Origin of the sequence: Youhaiella tibetensis (assembly GCF_008000755.1) — a bacterium.
Lineage (GTDB): Bacteria > Pseudomonadota > Alphaproteobacteria > Rhizobiales > Devosiaceae > Paradevosia > Paradevosia tibetensis.
This window is the reverse complement of record NZ_CP041690.1, coordinates 1,660,743-1,678,429: the sequence shown is the minus strand read 5'-3', so window position 1 is coordinate 1,678,429 and position 17,687 is coordinate 1,660,743. Positions and strand designations below refer to the sequence as shown.

Here is a 17,687-nt window from a genome sequence, read left to right as displayed (position 1 = left end):
CGTCGCTCGCCTCGGCGAGCCTGTCCGAAAAGGCTAGAGCCTGTCCTCGAGGTAGCGGATAAGGGTTTCGCGCGTGCCCACCTCCCAGAGCGTGGTGAGCGCATGGGAGAACGCGGCAACATAGGCGGGGTTGCGGGCGAGCGGCCCGAAGATATCCCCCATCGCCAGCCAGGCCTGCGGATCGGCCTTGGCCTTCTTGGCGGCGGCTGTCAGCCGGTCCCAGCTCGGATCGTTCGGCGCGATCGGGGTGCCGCTGTCGGTTTCGCCGTAGCAGTAGCGGCACCAGAGGGCCGAGACCAGCGCCAGCCCCGTGACGCCCTGTCCCGCCGCCAGCCGGTCGGCGGCCGAAGGCAGGATGAACTTGGGCTGGCGGTTGGAGCCATCGAGACAGAGCCGGGTGATGGTGTCGCCGATCTTGGGGTTGGAGAAGCGCCGGTCGATGAGTTCGTAATATTCATCCAGGCTCGTGTCGGGCACCGGCGGCACGATGGGGATGATCTCCTCGCGCTCGACCTTTTCGAGGAACCGGCGCACCAGCGGCTCCTCCATGGCCTCATGGACGAAATGGATATCCATGAGCGCGGCCGGATAGGCGATGGTGGCGTGCCCGCCGTTGAGGATGCGGATCTTCATCAGCTCGAACGGCGCCACGTCGGGAACGAACTGCACGCCGACCCTTTCGAGCGCGGGCCGCCCGGAGGGGAAATGATCCTCGAGCACCCATTGCTTGAAGGCTTCGCAGAAGACCGGCCAGTTGTCCTCGATGCCGAAATCCTTTTCCAGCATCTCGCGCTCGCGCGCCGATGTGGCCGGGGTGATGCGGTCGACCATCGAGTTGGGGAAGGCAACGTGCTCGTGCACCCAGGCGGCGAGCAGCGGATCGATGAGCGCGGCAAGCCCGGCTACCGCGTTCTGAGTCACGTGCCCGTTGCCCGGAATGTTGTCGCAGCTCATGACCGTGAAGGGATCGACGCCCGCGTCGCGCCGCCGCATCAGCCCGCCCAGGATCAGCCCGAACGCGGTGCGGGGCGCGGCAATATTGTACGCATCGGCCACGATGTCGGGATGGGTGGGGTCGAACTGCTGGCTGGCCGGATCGATATAGTAGCCGCCCTCGGTGATCGTCAGCGAGACGATGCGGATGGCCGGGTTCGCCAGCATCTCGAGGGTCGCCTCGATGTCGCCGGGCTTGATGTAGTCGACCATGGCTCCCGTCACCCTGGCCCGGGAGAGGTCCGCCTCCTGTTCCACGACCGTGGTCAGCCAGTCCTGCACCTTGAGCTTCTGGCGCATGTCCTCGTCGGCCGGACGCACGCCCGCTCCCACGATGGCCCAGTCCAGGCTCCCGCCCGCATTGAAGAGGTCGTCCAGGTACACGGCCTGGTGGGCGCGGTGGAAGTTTCCGACGCCGAAATGCAGGATGCCGGCCCTGAGCGCGCCGCGATCGTATTGCGGCACGGCGGCCCGGTTTGCGATGGCCGGCAGGTTGGCCTGGTTGAGCTTGGTGGTCATGGAACTCCTCCGGTCGGTCAGGGGATCGCCTGTCCGTCGCGGTCGAAACGGTAGATGCGGTCTGGTTCGGGGGTCAGGTAGATGTCGTCGCCGTGTTCGAATGTATGCTCGCCGGGGGCGCGGACCGTGAGCAGACCCAGTCCTTCCACCTGCACATGCAGGAACGTATCGGAACCGAGATGTTCGGCAACCCCGACCTTGCCCTTCCAGGTGCCTTCCGTTCGCGACATCGCAAAATGCTCGGGGCGCACGCCGATGGCGTGGGCGTCGTGCTTGGCCGCCTCCGGGCCCTCGATGAAATTCATCTTGGGGGAGCCGATGAAGCCGGCGACGAACCGGTTGGCCGGGTGGCGATAGAGTTCGAGGGGCGAACCGAACTGCTCCACCCTCCCCGCGTTGAGCACCACGATGCGGTCCGCCATGGTCATGGCCTCGACCTGGTCGTGGGTGACGTAGATCATGGTGGTCTTGAGCTGCTGGTGGAGTTCGGTGATCTCGAGCCGCATGTTGACGCGCAGCGCCGCATCCAGGTTCGAGAGCGGCTCGTCGAACAGGAACGCCTTGGGCTGGCGCACGATGGCGCGGCCGATGGCGACGCGCTGGCGCTGGCCGCCCGAGAGCTGGCGCGGTTTGCGGTCGAGATAGTCGGTGAGGTTGAGGATGCGCGCCGCGTCGCGCACCTTGGCGTCGGCGGTCGCCTTGTCCATGCTCGCCATCTTCAGGGGAAAGGCGATGTTGTCGTAGACGCTCATGTGCGGATAGAGCGCGTAGGACTGGAACACCATCGAGAGCTGGCGCTTGGCGGGCGGCGAGTCGGTCATGTCCACGCCGTCGAGCCTGATAGTGCCCGAAGTGGTGTCCTCGAGTCCGGCAATCAGCCGGAGGAGCGTTGACTTGCCGCAACCCGAGGGCCCCACGAAGACAACGAACTCGCCGTCTTCGATGGAAAGGGAAATGTCCGGGATGACCTGGTGGCCGCCGAAGGTCTTGTTGACGTGGTCGAGCGTGATCGAACCCATTGCAGTCCCCCTTATTTGACGGCGCCGAACGTCAGGCCGCGCACGAGTTGCTTCTGGCTGAACCAGCCGAGCAGCAGGATGGGTGCGATGGCGAGCGTGGATGCGGCGGAAAGCTTGGCCCAGAACAGCCCTTCCGGGCTCGAGTATGAGGCGATGAACGCGGTCAGCGGCGCCGCACGGGCGGCGGTGAGGTTGAGCGTCCAGAAGGCCTCGTTCCAGGCGAGGATGATGTTGAGCAGGAGCGTGGAGGCGATGCCCGGCACCGCCATGGGCACCAGCACGTAGACGATCTCCTTCCAGAGGATGGCGCCGTCCATCCGCGCCGCTTCGAGGATATCGACCGGGATTTCCTTGAAGTAGGTGTAGAGCATCCACACCACGATCGGCAGGTTGATGAGCATCAGGATGACCGTCAGCCCCCAGACGTTGTCGAGCAGCCCCGCGTCGCGGAAGATGAGGTAGATCGGCACCAGCACGCCGACCGCCGGCATCATCTTGGTCGAGAGCATCCACATCAGGATGTCCTTGGTGCGCTTGGCCGGCGCGAAGGCCATCGACCAGGCGGCCGGCACGGCGATGAGCAGCGCCAGCAGGGTCGAGCCCACCGAGATGATCACCGAGTTGCCGAAGTGCCGGAAATAGTCCGAGCGCGCCTGCACCTCGAAGTAGTTCTCGAGCGTCCAGTTTGGAATGAGGGTGGGCGGAGAAGCGATCGCCTCCGCTTCGGACTTGAAACTGGTCAGCACCGTCCAGAGGATCGGAAAGAAGATCAGCAGCGCCAGGAACCAGGCGAGGACAGTGAAACCGATCTTGCGCTGCGTTGAAACTGCGCGGGCCATGTCAGCGTCCTCCCCTGTGGCGTCGTCCGGGGCTCACCCCCCTCCCAGCCTCCCCCGCAAGGGGGGAGGTGTTTCGATCCAGTTGCTGGAACACGAAGCGCTCAACACCCACGGTCAGCACCTCCCCCCTTGCGGGGGAGGTTGGGAGGGGGGTGAGCAACATCGCCTGATCCCGCATTCCATCGTCCTCACGCATCCAGGTTCCTCCCGATGAGCCGCATCAGGAAGGCGGCCACGATATTGGCGAGGATCACCGCGACCACGCCGCCGGCCGCCGCCCCGCCCACATCGAAATTGAGCAGCGCCGTGCGGTAGACGAGGAAGGCGAGGTTGGTGGAGTTGTAGCCGGGCCCGCCATTGGTTGTGACGAGGATTTCGGCGAAGACCCCCAGCAGGAAGATGGTCTGGATGAGGATCACCACCGTGATCGCGCGCGAGATGTGCGGCAGCACGATATAGATGAAGCGGTTGATGGCGTTGGCGCCGTCCATCTCGGCGGCCTCCTTCTGCTCCTCGCTCAGCGACTGGAGCGCGGTCAGCAGGATCAGCGTGGCGAACGGCAGCCATTGCCAGGCCACGATCAGGATGATCGAGAACAGCGGGAACTGGGCGAACCAGTCGATCGGCTGGAGCCCGAAGAACTTGGCGATATGGGCAAAGATCCCATAGACCGGGTTCATCATCATGTTCTTCCAGACCAATGCCGCCACCGTCGGCATCACGAAGAACGGGGAGATGACGAGGATGCGCACGATCCCCTGCCCGAAGATGGGCTGGTCGAGCAGCAGCGCGAACAGGATGCCGCCGATCACCGTGATCAGCAGCACGCCGCCCACGAGCAGGATGGTGTTCAGGATCGACTGCAGGAAGGCCGGGTCGGTCAGGAAGTAATAGTAGTTTGTCCAGCCGGCGAAGCTCGTGATGGGATTGAGCAGGTTGTAGTTCTGGAACGAGAACCACAGCGTCATCGCCAATGGCACGATCATCCAGACAAGAAGCACGACCACCGAGGGTGCGAGCATGAAGCGCGCGAGCGTGCGCGTCTGCGACGTAGCCATGGCGTATATCCTCCCGATTCACGCCGGTGACGATCTGGAAAGCCGATAGGGTTGCCGTCCGGCCCCGAAGGGGGCAGCGGGGTCGGACGGCTCCAGGGATGGGCTACTTGATGTAGCCGGCCTTGGTCATTTCGCGGGTGGTCACGTCTTGGGCCTGCTTGAGGGCGTCATCCACCGAGGACTGGCCGGCAAGCGCCGCCGAGAACAGTTGGCCCACCGTCGTGCCGATGCCCTGGAACTCGGGAATGGCCACGAACTGCACGCCCACATAAGGCACGGGCTTGACGGTCGGATTGGTCGGATCGGCCGAGTTGATCGAATCCAGCGTCATCTTCGCGAAAGGCGCGGCCTTCTGGTATTCCGGGTTGGCGTAGAGCGAGGCGCGCGTGCCCGGAGGCACGTTGGCCCAGCCTTCCTTGGAAGCGACCAGGTCGATGTAGTGCTTGGAGGTGGCCCAGGCCACGAACTTCTTGGCCGCGTCGGCCTTGGTGGAGCTCGCCGGGATGCCCAGCGACCAGGCCCAGAGCCAGTTGCTGCGCTTGCCCAGCCCCTTGTCGGGTGCCAGAGCGAAGCCGACCTTGTCGGCAACGGTCGAGTCCGTGGGGTTGGTCACGAACGAGGCGGCCACGGTGGCGTCGATCCACATGCCGCACTTGCCGGACTGGAAGAGCGCTAGGTTCTCGTTGAACCCGTTCGAGGACGCGCCGGCCGGGCCGGCGTCCTTCATCAGGTCGACGTAGAACTGGAGCGTATCCTTCCACTCGGGCTGGTCGAACTGAGGGTGCCACTGTTCGTCGAACCAGCGCGCGCCGAAGGAGTTGGACATGGCCGTCAGGAACGCCATGTTCTCGCCCCAGCCGGCCTTGCCGCGCAGGCAGATGCCGTTGATGTCGTTGGCGCGGTCCGTCATTTTGCGGGCGGCGTCGGCGATGAAGTCCCAGGTGGGCGCGTCGGGCATGGTCAGCCCGGCCTTTTCCATCAGGTCCTTGCGATACATCACCATCGAGGATTCGCCGTAGAACGGGGCGGCGTAGAGTTTGCCGTCCAGGCTCAGGCCCGCGCGGATCGGGGGCAGCAGGTCGTTGACGTCGTAGTCCGCGCCCAGGTCGTCCAGCGAGAGCAGCCAGCCCTGCTTGGCCCAGATCGGCACTTCGTAGGTGCCGATGGTCACGATGTCGTACTGGCCACCCTTGGTGGCGATGTCGGTGGTGACCTTCTGGCGGAGCTGGTTCTCCTCCATCGTCACCCATTCGAGCTGAATGTCCGGATTTGCCTTCGTGAAGTCGTCGGTCAGCTTCTGCATGCGGATCATGTCGCCGTTGTTCACGGTGGCGATGGTCAGCGTCTCGGCGGAAGCGGAATTGATGAGCGCCGAGAATGCGAGCGCGCCCACCAGAACTGGTGTCAGTTTCATCGATTTCCTCCCATCACAAACGAGCATTTGCTTCTGTGATGAGCAAATACTCATCCCGCGCACAAAAAGAGTCAAGCCGGTCGCGAGCGCAACCGGCCTGGTAGTGGATCAATCCATGGCGATCGATGGGAGCCGGTGGGCGCCCAGGCTCAGGAAAGCAGGGCTTCGGCGGTCAATTCGTCGGTGATGAGCCCGTTGACGAAGCGTCGGGCGATGGCGGCGCGGATGCCGGGCAATTTCCTCTCGCCCTTGGCCAAAGCCACCACCAGCGAGGTTTCGCGCGACGGCAGCGGCGCGCTCGAGACGCGCTCGTTGGTGAGGCCCTCGATAAGGCGGCCCTGGCTGTCGAAGGCCCAACCGACCACCTCTCCTACGGCGCCCGCCTTCTGGAGGGCCTTGAGTTCGTTCTCGGTGATGAAGCCGTCGAGGTAGAGGGGCGCATTGGGGCTCAGGTCGCCGATGCCCACGAAGGTGACGTTGGCCCTGGCGGCCAGGTCGAGGGTTGCCCGGATCATCGTCTGGCCGTGCAGCAGCTCGCGCTCGGCCGCAGAGGACGCGATGACCGGCAAAGGCATCGGAAAGCTGCGCGCCTTGACGGTTTCGGCCATGTTGAAGATGACGTTGTAGAGGTGCGCCGAGCCGTCCGGCGCGATATTGCCGGTCAGCGAGACGATCTTGTGCTGGCCCGCGTCCATAGGCGGCAGCCGCTCGATGGCGGCCTTGAGCGTACGCCCCGTGCCGATGGCCATGATGATGGGCTCGTCGGACTTGAGCCGCCGCTCGATCTCGGCGGCGGCCGCTTCGGCGACACCGATCGTAGTGGACTGGTTCTGCGGGTCGCTCGGCACCACTTCGACCAGGTCGAGCGGATAGCGCGCCAGGAGGCGCGTTGCCAGGTCCATGCAGCGCCCGATCGGGTGATCGAGCCGCACCTTGATCAACCCCTCGCTTACCGACAACGATACCAATCGCTGCGCGGATTGGCGCGAGATGCCCAGCTTGCTGGCGATCTCTTCCTGGGTGTTGCCGGCGACGTAGTAAAGCCAGCCTGCGCGCGCTGCATCGTCGAGCCGCGTTGCGTTGTCCTGTCGTGACGCCATTCGTATCCACCCCGGTAGTCCGAGCGGATACTCAATCAATGAGCTTTTGCCCGCAAGACTTTTGTTGACGCGCCGCGAATTATTCCGGGCGCGCCCTCGGCGGATCATCACCGTATGCGCAAGCTATTGCGCTTTTCACCCTGCCGCGCAACTGCAACGCGAAAAGCCGCGCACGATCACCGGAAATGTTTTCAAATTTTATCGATTGGGGCGACCATAGGTCACCATCAATCTCTCGTAACTCGCTGATATTACTGTGTTATTTTCTACGCGGCACGCTTCAGCGGCAGGTTGAGGTCCTCGCAAATCCCCCGGATATGCGCTGCGCTTTGCTGGATGTATTTGACCGTCTCGTCATAGTGGTAATTCTCGACCGCCCACTTGGCGAAGGTCTCGCGGTCCGGCACTTCGCCCGAGGCGATGCGCTTGGCATAGTCCTGCACCATTTCGAGATAGGCCGCATATTCCTCGACCGAGAGGTCGGGGTGGCCTTCAAGCCAGGCCGGATCGGCGATCTCGATGATCATCTTGGGCGGGTTGCGCGGACGATCGGTGAAGGACTCGTAGTTCTCGATGGAGAGGTTGAGATCCGGATTGGCCTCGGCCAGGATCGGCAGGATGGCGCGGAAATCGACCACCCCACCCCCGCACGGGCGCATCTGGAAGTCGAGCACTGCCCCGTCATAGGCGATGAGCGCATCCTTGACGTGGGACTGGCGCACATAGGGCGCGAGCCGCCGCGCCGACCACACCGGGTGTTCGCCGCGCTGGAGCACGTTGGCGGTGTCGAAGACAACGCCTGTCACGTCGGGCCCGACCTCCTCGACCAGCCGCACCAGTTCGAACGAGGTGATCTCCTCGTGCGTCTCGAGGTTGAGGTGGATGCCCAGGTCACGTGCGATGGGCGCCAGCTTCTTGAGGAAGCGCGCGGTCGCGGCCAGTTGTTCGCTCCAGCTCACGTCGGTGCGGAAACGGTCATAGGCGAAACGGCCTGTGAAGGCCGGCTTGTAGTTGGCCGTGGCCACCCAGAGCTCGCGGCAGTCGATGGCGGCGCAGGCCTCCATCATGCGGCGGAAGCCGGCCACGATGTCCCCGTCCCCGATCAGCCGCAGTTCGGGCGCTTCGGGCGTGGCATAGGGGTTCACCTTGCCCAGGCCGGTTTCCAGGTACATGCCCAATTCGTCGGCGCGTTGCTTGATCTCGCCGAGATAGCCGGCATCGAGCGTCGGGCTCATGTCGAGCACGGTGCGGAAGAACAGTCCTTCCATGCCAAGGTCGCGGGCATGATCGAAGCTGGCTACCGGGCCGCGCTTGGCGGCTTCCGGGATCTTGCGGCCATCAACACCGATACGCATCGGGGTCTCCTCGTGGTCTAGTTGGTGGTTTGGGCCAGGCGCTGCGCGCGGCGGGCGCGGCCGATGGCGGGGTCGGGAACCGGGACGGCGGCGAGCAGCGCCTGGGTGTAGGCGTTCTGCGGATTGCCGAAGATCTCCTCGCGCGTTCCGCGCCCGACCACCACGCCCTTGTGCAGCACCACGATGTTCTCGCAAAGATGCCTGACCACTGCCAGGTCGTGGGCGACGAAGACGATGGCGAGGTTGAGCTTGCGCTGCATATCCTGGAGCAGGTTGATCACCTGGGCCTGGACGGAAACATCGAGCGCCGCCACGGGCTCGTCGCAGACGAGGATGCGCGGCCGGATGACGAGGGCCCGGGCGATGGCAATGCGCTGGCGCTGCCCGCCGGAGAAGGAGCGCGGGTAGCGATCCATGTCGTCGGGGTTGAGGCCGACCATTTCCATCATCTCGGCCACCCGCGTGCGCCGCGCCTGGGCGCCGCTCTCCAGCTTGTGGACGAGAAGCCCCTCCCCGATCAGTTCCTCCGCCGTCATGCGGGGATTGAGGCTGCCGTAGGGGTCCTGGAACACCATCTGCACCTCGCGCCGGAACCGGCGCAGATCTTCGCCTTTGGGGTGGATCACGTCGATCCCGTCATAGGTGATCGAGCCTTCCTCCGGCTTGGTCAGCGCGAGGAGGCATTTGGCGATGGTTGATTTGCCCGAACCGGACTCTCCCACCAGTCCGAGCGCCTCGCCGTGGTTGATGCTCAGCGAAACCTCATGCAGCACCCGGGTCGGCGGGTTGGGGAACGCGGCGTAGGATTTGCAGATGCGGTCGATCTTCAGCAGCATGGCTCACACTCGCAGCGGGTCGTGCAGATGGCAGGCGACGCGCTCGCCACCGACATTGAGGACGGCCGGCAACTCGCTCACGCAGCGATCGAAACTCTCGCTGCAGCGCGGATGGAACGGGCAGCCGCTTGGCCGCGCCAATGGCGGCGGCGGGGCCCCGGGAATGGCGTAGAGCTTGTGCAGGTCCTGGTCGATGCGCGGCACGGCCTTGATCAACCCTCGTGTGTAGGGATGCTTCGGATGGGCGAAGACCTGCTCGACCTCCCCGTCCTCGACGATGCGGCCCGAGTACATCACCATCACGCGCTCGGCGAAGCCGGCGACCACCCCCAGATCATGGGTGATGAATAGCACCGCCAGTCCGCGGCGCGCGGAAACGTCGTCGAGCAGGTCCAGCACCTGGTCCTGCACGCGCACATCGAGCGCCGTGGTGGGTTCGTCCGCAATCAGCAGCCGCGGCTCGCCGACCAGCGCCATGGCCAGCACCACGCGCTGGCGCATGCCGCCCGAGAACTCGTGAGGATAGGCATCGAGCCGCTCGGCAGCCCGGTCCACGCCCAGTTCATCGAGAACCGCCAGCGCCCGCTTGCGTGCCTCGGCCTTGCCGACCCCGCGTATGCGCAAGGTTTCGGCAACCTGGTCGCCGATGGTCATGAGCGGATCGAGAAAGCTCATCGGGTCCTGGAAGACCATGGCGATGGCGCTGCCGCGGTAGCGGGTCATTTCCCGCTCGCTCAGCTTGAGCAGGTCCTGGCCGTCGAAGTCGATGCGCCCCGACAGGCGGGCAAGCCGGTCGAGGCGCATCAGGGCGCGGGCTGTCAGCGATTTGCCCGATCCCGACTCGCCCACCAGGGCGACGCGCTCGCCGACCCCGATGGAGAAATCGATATTGTCCACGATGCGCACGCTGTTCCCGTCGCGGCCGAGCGGCATGTCCACGGTCAAGCCGCTGGCTGTGACGAGCGGGGCGTATTTCGGGGTGGGTTCGGGCATGGCGGGCATGGGGTGCACGATCTGCATCTCAGTTCCCCCTCAGTGACGGATCGCGGCGCACCTGGATGATGTCACCCAGCAGGCCGAAGGCGATTGAGGTGATGGCGACGGCGGCGCCCGGCGCGACGACAGTCCACCAGGCGGTCGAGACGAAGCCCCGGGCGCTGGCAATGGTGGCGCCCCACTCCGCGCTCGGCGGCTGCGCGCCCACGCCGATGAACGAAAGGCTGGCTAGCACAAGCACGGTCGTCCCCACGTCACCGGCCCACTTGACGATCAGCACGTCGAGTGAGTTCGGCAGGACGTGCTTGGTCATCAGACGCCATTTGGAAACGCCCAGCACCTGGGCTCCGGCCACGAACTGGGCCTCCATGGTCTGGCGCATGATGCCGCGCAGCATGCGGGCGGTGATGGGCCAGCCAGTGATTGCCATGGCGATGACGGCCGATTGCAGGCTGGGGCCCATGGCGGCGGCAAAGCCGAGGGCGACGATCATGCCGGGCAGCGCCAGCCCGATGTCGGTGATGCGCATCAAGGTTTCGTCCAGCCAGCGCGGTCCGGCGGCTGCGACGGTGGCAATGGTGACCCCGATCAGCGAATAGAGGGTCACGACGAGGAAGGCAGAGAGGAGCGTCGTCTGGGCGCCGACGATCAACCGCCAGAAGACATCGCGCCCCTGATCGTCCGTGCCGAACCAGTGGTCGAAGCTCGGCGGCATCAGAGAATTGGCGATATCGGACCTGTAGACGCTGTCCGGCGCCACCAGCGGTCCGAACAGCGCGATAGCGAGCAGGAACGCGACAAGCGCGACGACGAAGATTTCAAAGGGGCTCAGGCGCAGGCCCGGGCGGGCCGCCGGCGCGGCGATGGCTGGAGCGGTCATTGGGTCTGGCTCCCGAGTTGAGCGGCGCGAATGCGCGGATCGACCAGCAGTTGCAGGATGTCGACCGCCAGGTTCACCAGGCACACGACCGTGCCTATGAACATCACCGAACCCAGGACGGCGAAGCTGTCCTTCTGGGCGACGGCGTTGAACATGTAGGCGCCGATGCCCTGGCGGGCGAAGACGGTTTCCACCAGCACCGCCGAGCCGATCATGGCGCCGGCCTGCGTTCCGGACAGAGTCAGCACCGGGTTGAGGCTGTTGGGCAAGGCATGCCGGACGAGCATGCGCCGCGAGGATGCGCCCTTGGCGCGGATGGCGGTGATGAAGTCACTGCGCAGCACCCCAAGCAGGGAAGCGCGTAAGGTGCGGAAGACCTGGGTCGCGAAAAGTGCGGCGAGGACGGCGGCCGGCAGGATCAGGTGATGCAGGGCATCGAGGAAGGCCGGCCCGTTGAGCGCGATGATGGCATCGACGGCGGTCGCCCCGGTCACGGTCGGCGCCGCCATGCCGAAGGACGACTGCCCGGAGATGGGCACTATGCGCCAGACACTGCCGAGCAGGTATTGCAGGACGAGTGCCAGCCAGAAGGCGGGCATGCCGCCCAGCATCACGGCAGTCACCCGGCAAACGGTGTCGAAGATGCCGCCCTGCCGGTTGGCGGCGACGATGCCGGTCGGGATGGCGACGGCCAGGTTGATCAGCATGGCGAAGAACACCAGCTCTAGCGTGCTCGGCAGCACCTTCTCGAGATCGTTCAGGACCGGCTGGAGGGTGACGATCGAGGTTCCCAGGTCGCCGCGTACGAGGCGGCCCAGGAAGCCGAAATATTGCAGGATGACCGGGGCATCGAGCCCCAGTCTTTCTCGAACCGCCTCGATCTGGGCGGCGGACGCGTCCGCGCCCGCGGCCATCTGGGCCTCGTCGCCGGGCATCAGCTTGACCATCAGGAAGACCAGCGAGGCCAGCCCCCAAAGGGTCAACAATGTCAGTCCCAGCCGTCGAACCAGGAACCAGGAATAGGCGCGGAACGCGAGCATTTCAGCCTCCCTTACGGGTTGGCGAGACGGAAGTCGGCCGGCTCGGCGGGCGTGGCCAGCATGCTGGCCTTGAGGTCCGCGAGCGTACCCACACGATAAACCGCGGGCTTGTAGACGCCATACATGTCCACCATCACGGAGTCGGCATCCAGGATGGTCTGCACTTGCTTATAGATATCGCAGCGCTTGGCATCATCGGCCGTGGCGATCGCCTGGTCGAGGAGTTTGTCGACCTCCGGGTTGCTGTAGCCGGCGCGGTTGGTGCCGACGGCATCGGACTTGTAGCCCTTGACCAGCATGATGCCCGGATCGGGGAACTGCGCGAAGTCCTCGAGCAGCATCATCGAGGGGATGGTAGCCGGATCCTTGAGCGAGGCCAGATAGTTCGGGAACGCGATGGGCTCGAGTTCGATGTTCAGTCCGATTTCGCGGGCATTGGACTGGAAGAGCGTCGCCTCCTGCTTCTGGAGCTCGAACACCGGCTGGAAGTTCATCTTGAACGTGGTGTCGAGCGCCCCCGCCTCTTCCAGCAGCTTCTTGGCCTGGTCGAGGTCGCGGTGCACGACCGGCAGGTCCGGGCGGCAGTTGAGACGTGCCGGGAGCGGGCCATTTGCGAGCGCACCGTTGTTGCCGCGGATGCCGCGCAGGCCGCCCTCGTAGTCATAGATCAGGCGCAGCGCCTGGCGGACCTTGGGATCGGCGGTCGGGCCGGCCTGGGTGTTGAAGACGATCTCGGCCTGGTAGCTGGTGTTGATCGGGACGACCTTGAGGCTGGGATCGTTCACCATGCCGGCCGCGTCGCGATCAGGGATGGAGAAGCCGACGTCTACATTGCCTGCCCGCAGTTCAGCGACGCGGGTAGCGCCTTCATCGATGCGCCGGAAGACGATCGATTCTGGCCGCCCGGCCTCTGGGGCCCAATAATCCTTGAAAAGGTCGATCACCACCGCCTGGGACTGGTCGCCCAGCACGTAGGGACCCGAACCGGCGTCGTGCGACTGCAGCCACCCCTGCCCGTCATCGGCGCCTTTGTTGGCTTCGACCAGGGCCGAGTTGACGATGTAAATCTTGCTCAGCGAGGGCAGGAACAGCGTGTTCGGCTTGCTCAGGTTGATGGTCAGGTGCGCATCGTCGCTGACGGTGGTGGATTCGTATCCATCGATCAGCGAGGCGACGCCGGTGCCCAGGCGCTTGAGGCGGTCGAGCGTATAGGCGACATCCTTGGCGGTGAGAATGGTGCCGTCGTGGAACTTGACGTCCGGACGCAACGTGATCGCGATCGACTTGGCGTCGTCCGCATAGGCGTATTCGCTGGCCAGGCTCCCCACGAGCGTCGTCTCGTCATAGGTGACGAGCGTGTCGTAAACGGCACTGATGATGGTGTTGGTCTGGTTGTAGTCGGCGCGCAGCGGGTCGAGCGTATTGATCTGTCCGCCCATACCCACGATGATCGTGTGCGCCCGGTCGGCAGCGAAGGACGGTGCAACGCCGCCCAGCCCGAGAGCAAGAGCCAGCGACACAGCGCCAACCGTTCCGAGGAGCCGGCGGCGCGTTTGGCCTGCCGAGAGTAAGTTTTGCATAGTTCTAGACTCCCTTGTCTGAAACCTTAATGACTTGGCGCATAGCCCAAAGACATTCCCCATTCATTTTGTATCCGATCTTGACTTGAATGGATACAAAAATCTGACCTATATGCGCTTAAAAGTGCGGGATCGCTCCCATACGAACAAAGCCTTTATTGTTCAGCAGGTTAGATACGCATCCTGCTCGCGAATCCGCGAATGTCGCGATCACTTCTCCAGGAAGCCGGGGATGATCTACTCCACAACAGGCCACCTGCTTGGCATCTAGAGCGTGCGGGAATGGGCGAGTGAGGCGCGCATACCCAAAGTTCATTCACGGATAACGATTCCATGTTGGATACAAATTGACACTCGATCTTATACAGTGATATCGCATTGGCATTGGCGAGATTGCCAGGTGATGCCGGAGGAGGGCCAGCGCCCTCTCTGCTGAGCCCAAGGCAAGCGCACTCGGCCCTGCGGCCGGCGACGCCATGATCTGGCTCAGTCCTCGAGGATCTCTGCGATGCCGCGCTTGCTCGTTATCAATCCCAATACGTCCCAGCGCGTGTCGCAAAGCATCGATGCCCTCGTTCGTGACGAGGCGGGCGCGGCTGTAACAGTACAGACCGTCACCGCGACCTTCGGGTTCCGGTACATTTCCTCGCGAGCGGCGGTGGCGATTGCGGCGCACGCCGTCCTCGACGCGGCAGCGCAGGCGATAGCCGAAGGCGCAGCGCCTGACGCCATCATCCTGGGTTGTTTCGGCGACCCGGGACTGGACGCGCTGGTCGAGATGACCGGATTGCCGGTAGTTGGCTTCGCAGAGGCCGGGCTGCTTGCGGCGGCCGAGGAGCATGGTCCCTTCATCGTTGCCACCCGTGGTGTCGTATGGTGCGAGATGCTCTCCGAACTGGTGCAGAAGCTGGATCTTGGCCACCGCGTGAGCGGGGTCTATTCGATGGAGAAAGCGGGCGACGATGCGAGTGGCATCGCGGACTTCCTTTCCGCGAGAGCCCGCGAAGTGGGCGCCAGTCGTATCGTATTGGGCGGAGCCGGCCTCATTCCCGCCCTGCCCCAGGTGATCGCCACCTCCCCTGTCCCGGTTCTCGACCCGCATCGCGCGGGCGTACGCAAGGCGATCCGGCTCGCCACCTCAGGACGCGCCTTGCCAACGAATGGATCGAAGGGCGAGACGACCGGACTTTCTCCGGCTCTGACGGACGCATTTTCGGGGTCTGTGCAACCACCGCTGCAGGCCAGCAGCGCCCACTGACTGCAAAGGCATTGCCTTGCGCTTGGGCATCGTGCATTAAATTGTATCATCTATATGATCCAATCCGTGGGCGAGATTCGAGATGCCCGGCAAAGCCAAAACGCCTCCCGACAAGGCCGGAACCTCCCGCATTGATGTGATCTATCGGGCGCTTTTTCGCGCCATCCTCGCCCAGGACCTGCTGCCCGGCACCAAGCTTTCCGAAGAGACCATTGGCTCGTTTTTCGACGCAAGTCGCACGATTGTGCGCGCGGCACTCAATCGATTGCATACAGAATCGCTCGTCGAATTCAAACAGAACCGGGGCGCATTCGTAGCTAGCCCCAGCCTTGAGGAATCCCGACAGGTGTTCGAGGCCCGCAGTTGCATCGAACGGGAAGTGGTTGCGCTATTGGCGCAGAACGTCACCGAGGCGCAGATCGCTGCGCTGTCCGATCATATCCGCAAGGAACGCGAGGCGAACGAGAGGGAGGACGCGCCGGGTTCGATCCTGCTGTCGGGCGAGTTTCATCTGCTTGCGGCCGGGATGGCCGGGAACGAGGTCTTTGCAGGTTTCCTCAAGTCGCTGATCTCGCGCACGTCCCTGATCCTGGCGCAGCATGGACGGCACGAGGAGTCCGATTGCAGCGTGGATGAGCACCTGACGATCGTCGAGGCTCTCAAGACAGGCGATCCGGCAGCCGCGATCGCCGCGATCGGCAACCATCTGCAGCACGTGCTAGAGCGCTCCAACCTGCTGGAGCCGAAGCGCCCCGCGCGGGGCCTTCAGGAGGTCCTAGCACAATACTCCTGAGGCCGAGAGATCAGCGAGAATAGCATGTCCATCCCCGCCGCGTTGGTTTCCTAGGCGAGTTTGCCCCAGATGCGGACGCGGGAAATGCCGCCGTCGGGGAAGATGTTGAGCCGGATGTGGGTCACGGGGCCCGTGGCGTTGACGGCTTCGAAGACATGGATGTGGTCGGCCTGGAGCCTGGATTGGGGGAGGAGCTCGGGCCAGAACATGGAGGAGGTCACCACCGCCTCCTCGAGCGCGTCGCTGCCCGCCGGCATCTCGCCGGCCAGGATCGAGGCGCTGTCGGGGAAGTTACCCTTGTAGTGGGCGGTGTCGAGCTCGACCTTTTCCACGATCCCGCGCGCGCCCAGCGCGATGATGATCCAGTCATTGCCCGGCACGCGGCGGCGGCGGGTCTCCCAGCCATCGCCCATGTCCAGCCCGCGGCCCGGGGCCAGCAGCCGACCGAAGGCGCCGTAATGGGCATCCGAATAGGCCACCACGTGCCCGCCATTGAGGCCGGAGGCCAGGTCGATGAGCTTGCCGGCATGGGCGGCGGCATCGATATGAGGCTCGCCGAAGACGCGCAGCCGGGCCACCCCGCCATCGGGGTAGATGTGCAGGCGCACATGGGTCCAGACCTGGGCCGAGCGGCTTTCGAGATAGTGGTGGGCCGAGGGTCCTAGCGGGGTCATGGGCAGGATCTCGGTCCAGGCGGTCTTGTCGTCGGGCTCGCCCGGCACGTCGCAGGCCTCGATGCGGGCAGCGGGTGGGTAGTTGCCGGTGAAGTGGGCGGTGTCGATGTCAAAGCCGCGGATGACGCCGGCGGTGGCGAGCCTGACCACGGCATAGTCGTGCCCGGGCCCGCGCTTGCGGCGGCTCTCCCAGCCGTCCATCCATTTGCCGTGATCGTCGTACTTGTCGGGGTAGAACACCGCCGGTGCATCGGCCAACATCCGCCCGACCTCGGCGAAGAAATCGTCGGTGGCGAACAGCGCCCGGGCACCCAGCCCCGCAGAAGCCAGGTTCACCGCATTGCGGGCAAAGGGGGGAAGATCAGCCATCGGCAACTCCACATCGTAATATGCATACGATCAATGATCATATCGTATCCATTTTGTCAAACCGACGGGCGACGTACGGCGAACGCAGAAGCACGCCAATCTGCCTCAAAAAACTCTGCGCGAATCGTATTTTCCTTGTTTTCCGGGGCTTGGCGGGGCAATTGAGATGCAGAACTTTTGGGCACGATGCACCAGTGCAGTGCATCAATGAGTTGGGTGTGGGGAAATGGCCAAGGCTTCCAACGGTGAACTCGACGACAAGAGCGGATCGCGGATCGACGCGATCTATCAGGCGCTGTTCCAGGCGATACTGGCCCAGGAGCTGATGCCGGGGACCAAGCTGAGCGAGGAATCCATCGGTTCGCTGTTTTCGGTAAGCCGCACCATCGTTCGCGCCGCGCTGAACCGGCTGCACACGGAGTCGCTGGTCGAGTTTCGCCAGAATCGCGGAGCGTTCGTGGCCAGCACGACCCCCGAGGAAGCGCGTCAGGTGTTTGAAGCGCGCAACGCCATCGAGCGCGAGATTTTTTCAAAGCTCGCCACGGTCATCACCGACAAGCAGATCGCGGCCCTCGAGGCGCACCTGGACAAGGAGCACAAGGTCTCCGATGCACACGACCATGCGGCAGCGATCCTGCTTTCGGGCGAATTCCACCTTCTTGCCGCCCGCATGGCGGGCAACGAAGTGCTGGCAGGCTTTCTCAAGTCGCTGATTTCGCGCACTTCGCTGATCCTGGCGCAGCATAGCACTCATCAGGAATCCGATTGCAGCGTCGATGAACATGCGGCGGTACTGGCGGCTCTGCGCGCCCGCGACTCCAAGGCCGCGGGAACGGCGATCGTCGAGCACCTGCAACAGGTGTTCGAGCGCGCCAACATCGGCCAGACCAAGCGCACCGAGCGCAATCTGAGCGAAATCCTGGCGCGCTACGCCTGATTGTTTGGGGCAGAGCCCTGCCCCACC

General features: G+C 64.3%; 16 protein-coding genes. 3 read left to right on the top strand and 13 right to left on the bottom strand.

Annotated features, from left to right (window positions below; genetic code table 11):
• Positions 1 to 33: 33 nt before the first annotated feature.
• The 12 genes from FNA67_RS08035 to FNA67_RS07980 all read right to left on the bottom strand — a co-directional run bounded on the left by FNA67_RS08035 (position 34) and on the right by FNA67_RS07980 (position 13,629).
• Positions 34 to 1,512, bottom strand: a complete 1,479-nt coding sequence (locus tag FNA67_RS08035; RefSeq protein ID WP_147655678.1) for a mannitol dehydrogenase family protein — start codon at positions 1,510 to 1,512, stop codon at positions 34 to 36.
• A gap of 17 nt (positions 1,513 to 1,529) precedes the next feature.
• On the bottom strand, positions 1,530 to 2,531 hold the full coding sequence (locus FNA67_RS08030) for an ABC transporter ATP-binding protein (RefSeq protein WP_147655677.1): 1,002 nt from the start codon (positions 2,529 to 2,531) through the stop codon (positions 1,530 to 1,532).
• A gap of 11 nt (positions 2,532 to 2,542) precedes the next feature.
• Positions 2,543 to 3,370, bottom strand: a complete 828-nt coding sequence (locus FNA67_RS08025; RefSeq protein WP_049704696.1) for a carbohydrate ABC transporter permease — start codon at positions 3,368 to 3,370, stop codon at positions 2,543 to 2,545.
• A gap of 188 nt (positions 3,371 to 3,558) precedes the next feature.
• Complete coding sequence (locus FNA67_RS08020) at positions 3,559 to 4,428, bottom strand: carbohydrate ABC transporter permease (protein ID WP_049704694.1); 870 nt, start codon at positions 4,426 to 4,428, stop codon at positions 3,559 to 3,561.
• Between the two features lie 103 nt (positions 4,429 to 4,531).
• Positions 4,532 to 5,842, bottom strand: coding sequence for an ABC transporter substrate-binding protein (locus tag FNA67_RS08015; protein ID WP_147655676.1), 1,311 nt, complete (start codon positions 5,840 to 5,842; stop codon positions 4,532 to 4,534).
• Between the two features lie 149 nt (positions 5,843 to 5,991).
• Positions 5,992 to 6,942: a sugar-binding transcriptional regulator gene (locus FNA67_RS08010; RefSeq protein ID WP_049704692.1), complete on the bottom strand. Its 951-nt coding sequence runs from the start codon at positions 6,940 to 6,942 to the stop codon at positions 5,992 to 5,994.
• Positions 6,943 to 7,208: 266 nt separating this feature from the next.
• Complete coding sequence (locus tag FNA67_RS08005; RefSeq protein WP_147655675.1) at positions 7,209 to 8,297, bottom strand: sugar phosphate isomerase/epimerase family protein; 1,089 nt, start codon at positions 8,295 to 8,297, stop codon at positions 7,209 to 7,211.
• 17 nt (positions 8,298 to 8,314) lie between these two features.
• A complete protein-coding gene (locus FNA67_RS08000; protein ID WP_147655674.1) occupies positions 8,315 to 9,133 on the bottom strand; it encodes an ATP-binding cassette domain-containing protein in 819 nt (272 codons plus the stop codon).
• Between the two features lie 3 nt (positions 9,134 to 9,136).
• Positions 9,137 to 10,153, bottom strand: a complete 1,017-nt coding sequence (locus FNA67_RS07995) for an ABC transporter ATP-binding protein (protein WP_244616535.1) — start codon at positions 10,151 to 10,153, stop codon at positions 9,137 to 9,139.
• A 1-nt stretch (position 10,154) separates the two neighbouring features.
• Entirely contained in the window at positions 10,155 to 11,009 is an 855-nt protein-coding gene (locus FNA67_RS07990) for an ABC transporter permease (protein ID WP_147655673.1), read from the bottom strand.
• Complete coding sequence (locus FNA67_RS07985) at positions 11,006 to 12,049, bottom strand: ABC transporter permease (RefSeq protein WP_049704688.1); 1,044 nt, start codon at positions 12,047 to 12,049, stop codon at positions 11,006 to 11,008. The genes FNA67_RS07990 and FNA67_RS07985 overlap by 4 nt, the downstream gene beginning before the upstream one ends.
• Before the next feature lie 11 nt (positions 12,050 to 12,060).
• On the bottom strand, positions 12,061 to 13,629 hold the full coding sequence (locus tag FNA67_RS07980) for an ABC transporter substrate-binding protein (RefSeq protein WP_170267250.1): 1,569 nt from the start codon (positions 13,627 to 13,629) through the stop codon (positions 12,061 to 12,063).
• Positions 13,630 to 14,137: 508 nt separating this feature from the next.
• Here FNA67_RS07980 and FNA67_RS07975 point away from each other — a divergent pair.
• Entirely contained in the window at positions 14,138 to 14,887 is a 750-nt protein-coding gene (locus FNA67_RS07975) for an aspartate/glutamate racemase family protein (RefSeq protein ID WP_147655671.1), read from the top strand.
• A gap of 82 nt (positions 14,888 to 14,969) precedes the next feature.
• Positions 14,970 to 15,680: a GntR family transcriptional regulator gene (locus FNA67_RS07970; RefSeq protein WP_147655670.1), complete on the top strand. Its 711-nt coding sequence runs from the start codon at positions 14,970 to 14,972 to the stop codon at positions 15,678 to 15,680.
• A 50-nt stretch (positions 15,681 to 15,730) separates the two neighbouring features.
• On the opposite strand, the gene alc is transcribed toward FNA67_RS07970, so the two are convergent.
• The gene (gene alc / locus FNA67_RS07965; RefSeq protein WP_147655669.1) at positions 15,731 to 16,723 is read right to left on the bottom strand and encodes an allantoicase; all 993 of its coding nucleotides are present in this window, start codon (positions 16,721 to 16,723) and stop codon (positions 15,731 to 15,733) included.
• Positions 16,724 to 16,949: 226 nt separating this feature from the next.
• On the opposite strand from alc, the gene FNA67_RS07960 reads away from it, so the two are divergent.
• Positions 16,950 to 17,660, top strand: a complete 711-nt coding sequence (locus FNA67_RS07960; RefSeq protein ID WP_049704684.1) for a GntR family transcriptional regulator — start codon at positions 16,950 to 16,952, stop codon at positions 17,658 to 17,660.
• Positions 17,661 to 17,687: the final 27 nt, after the last annotated feature.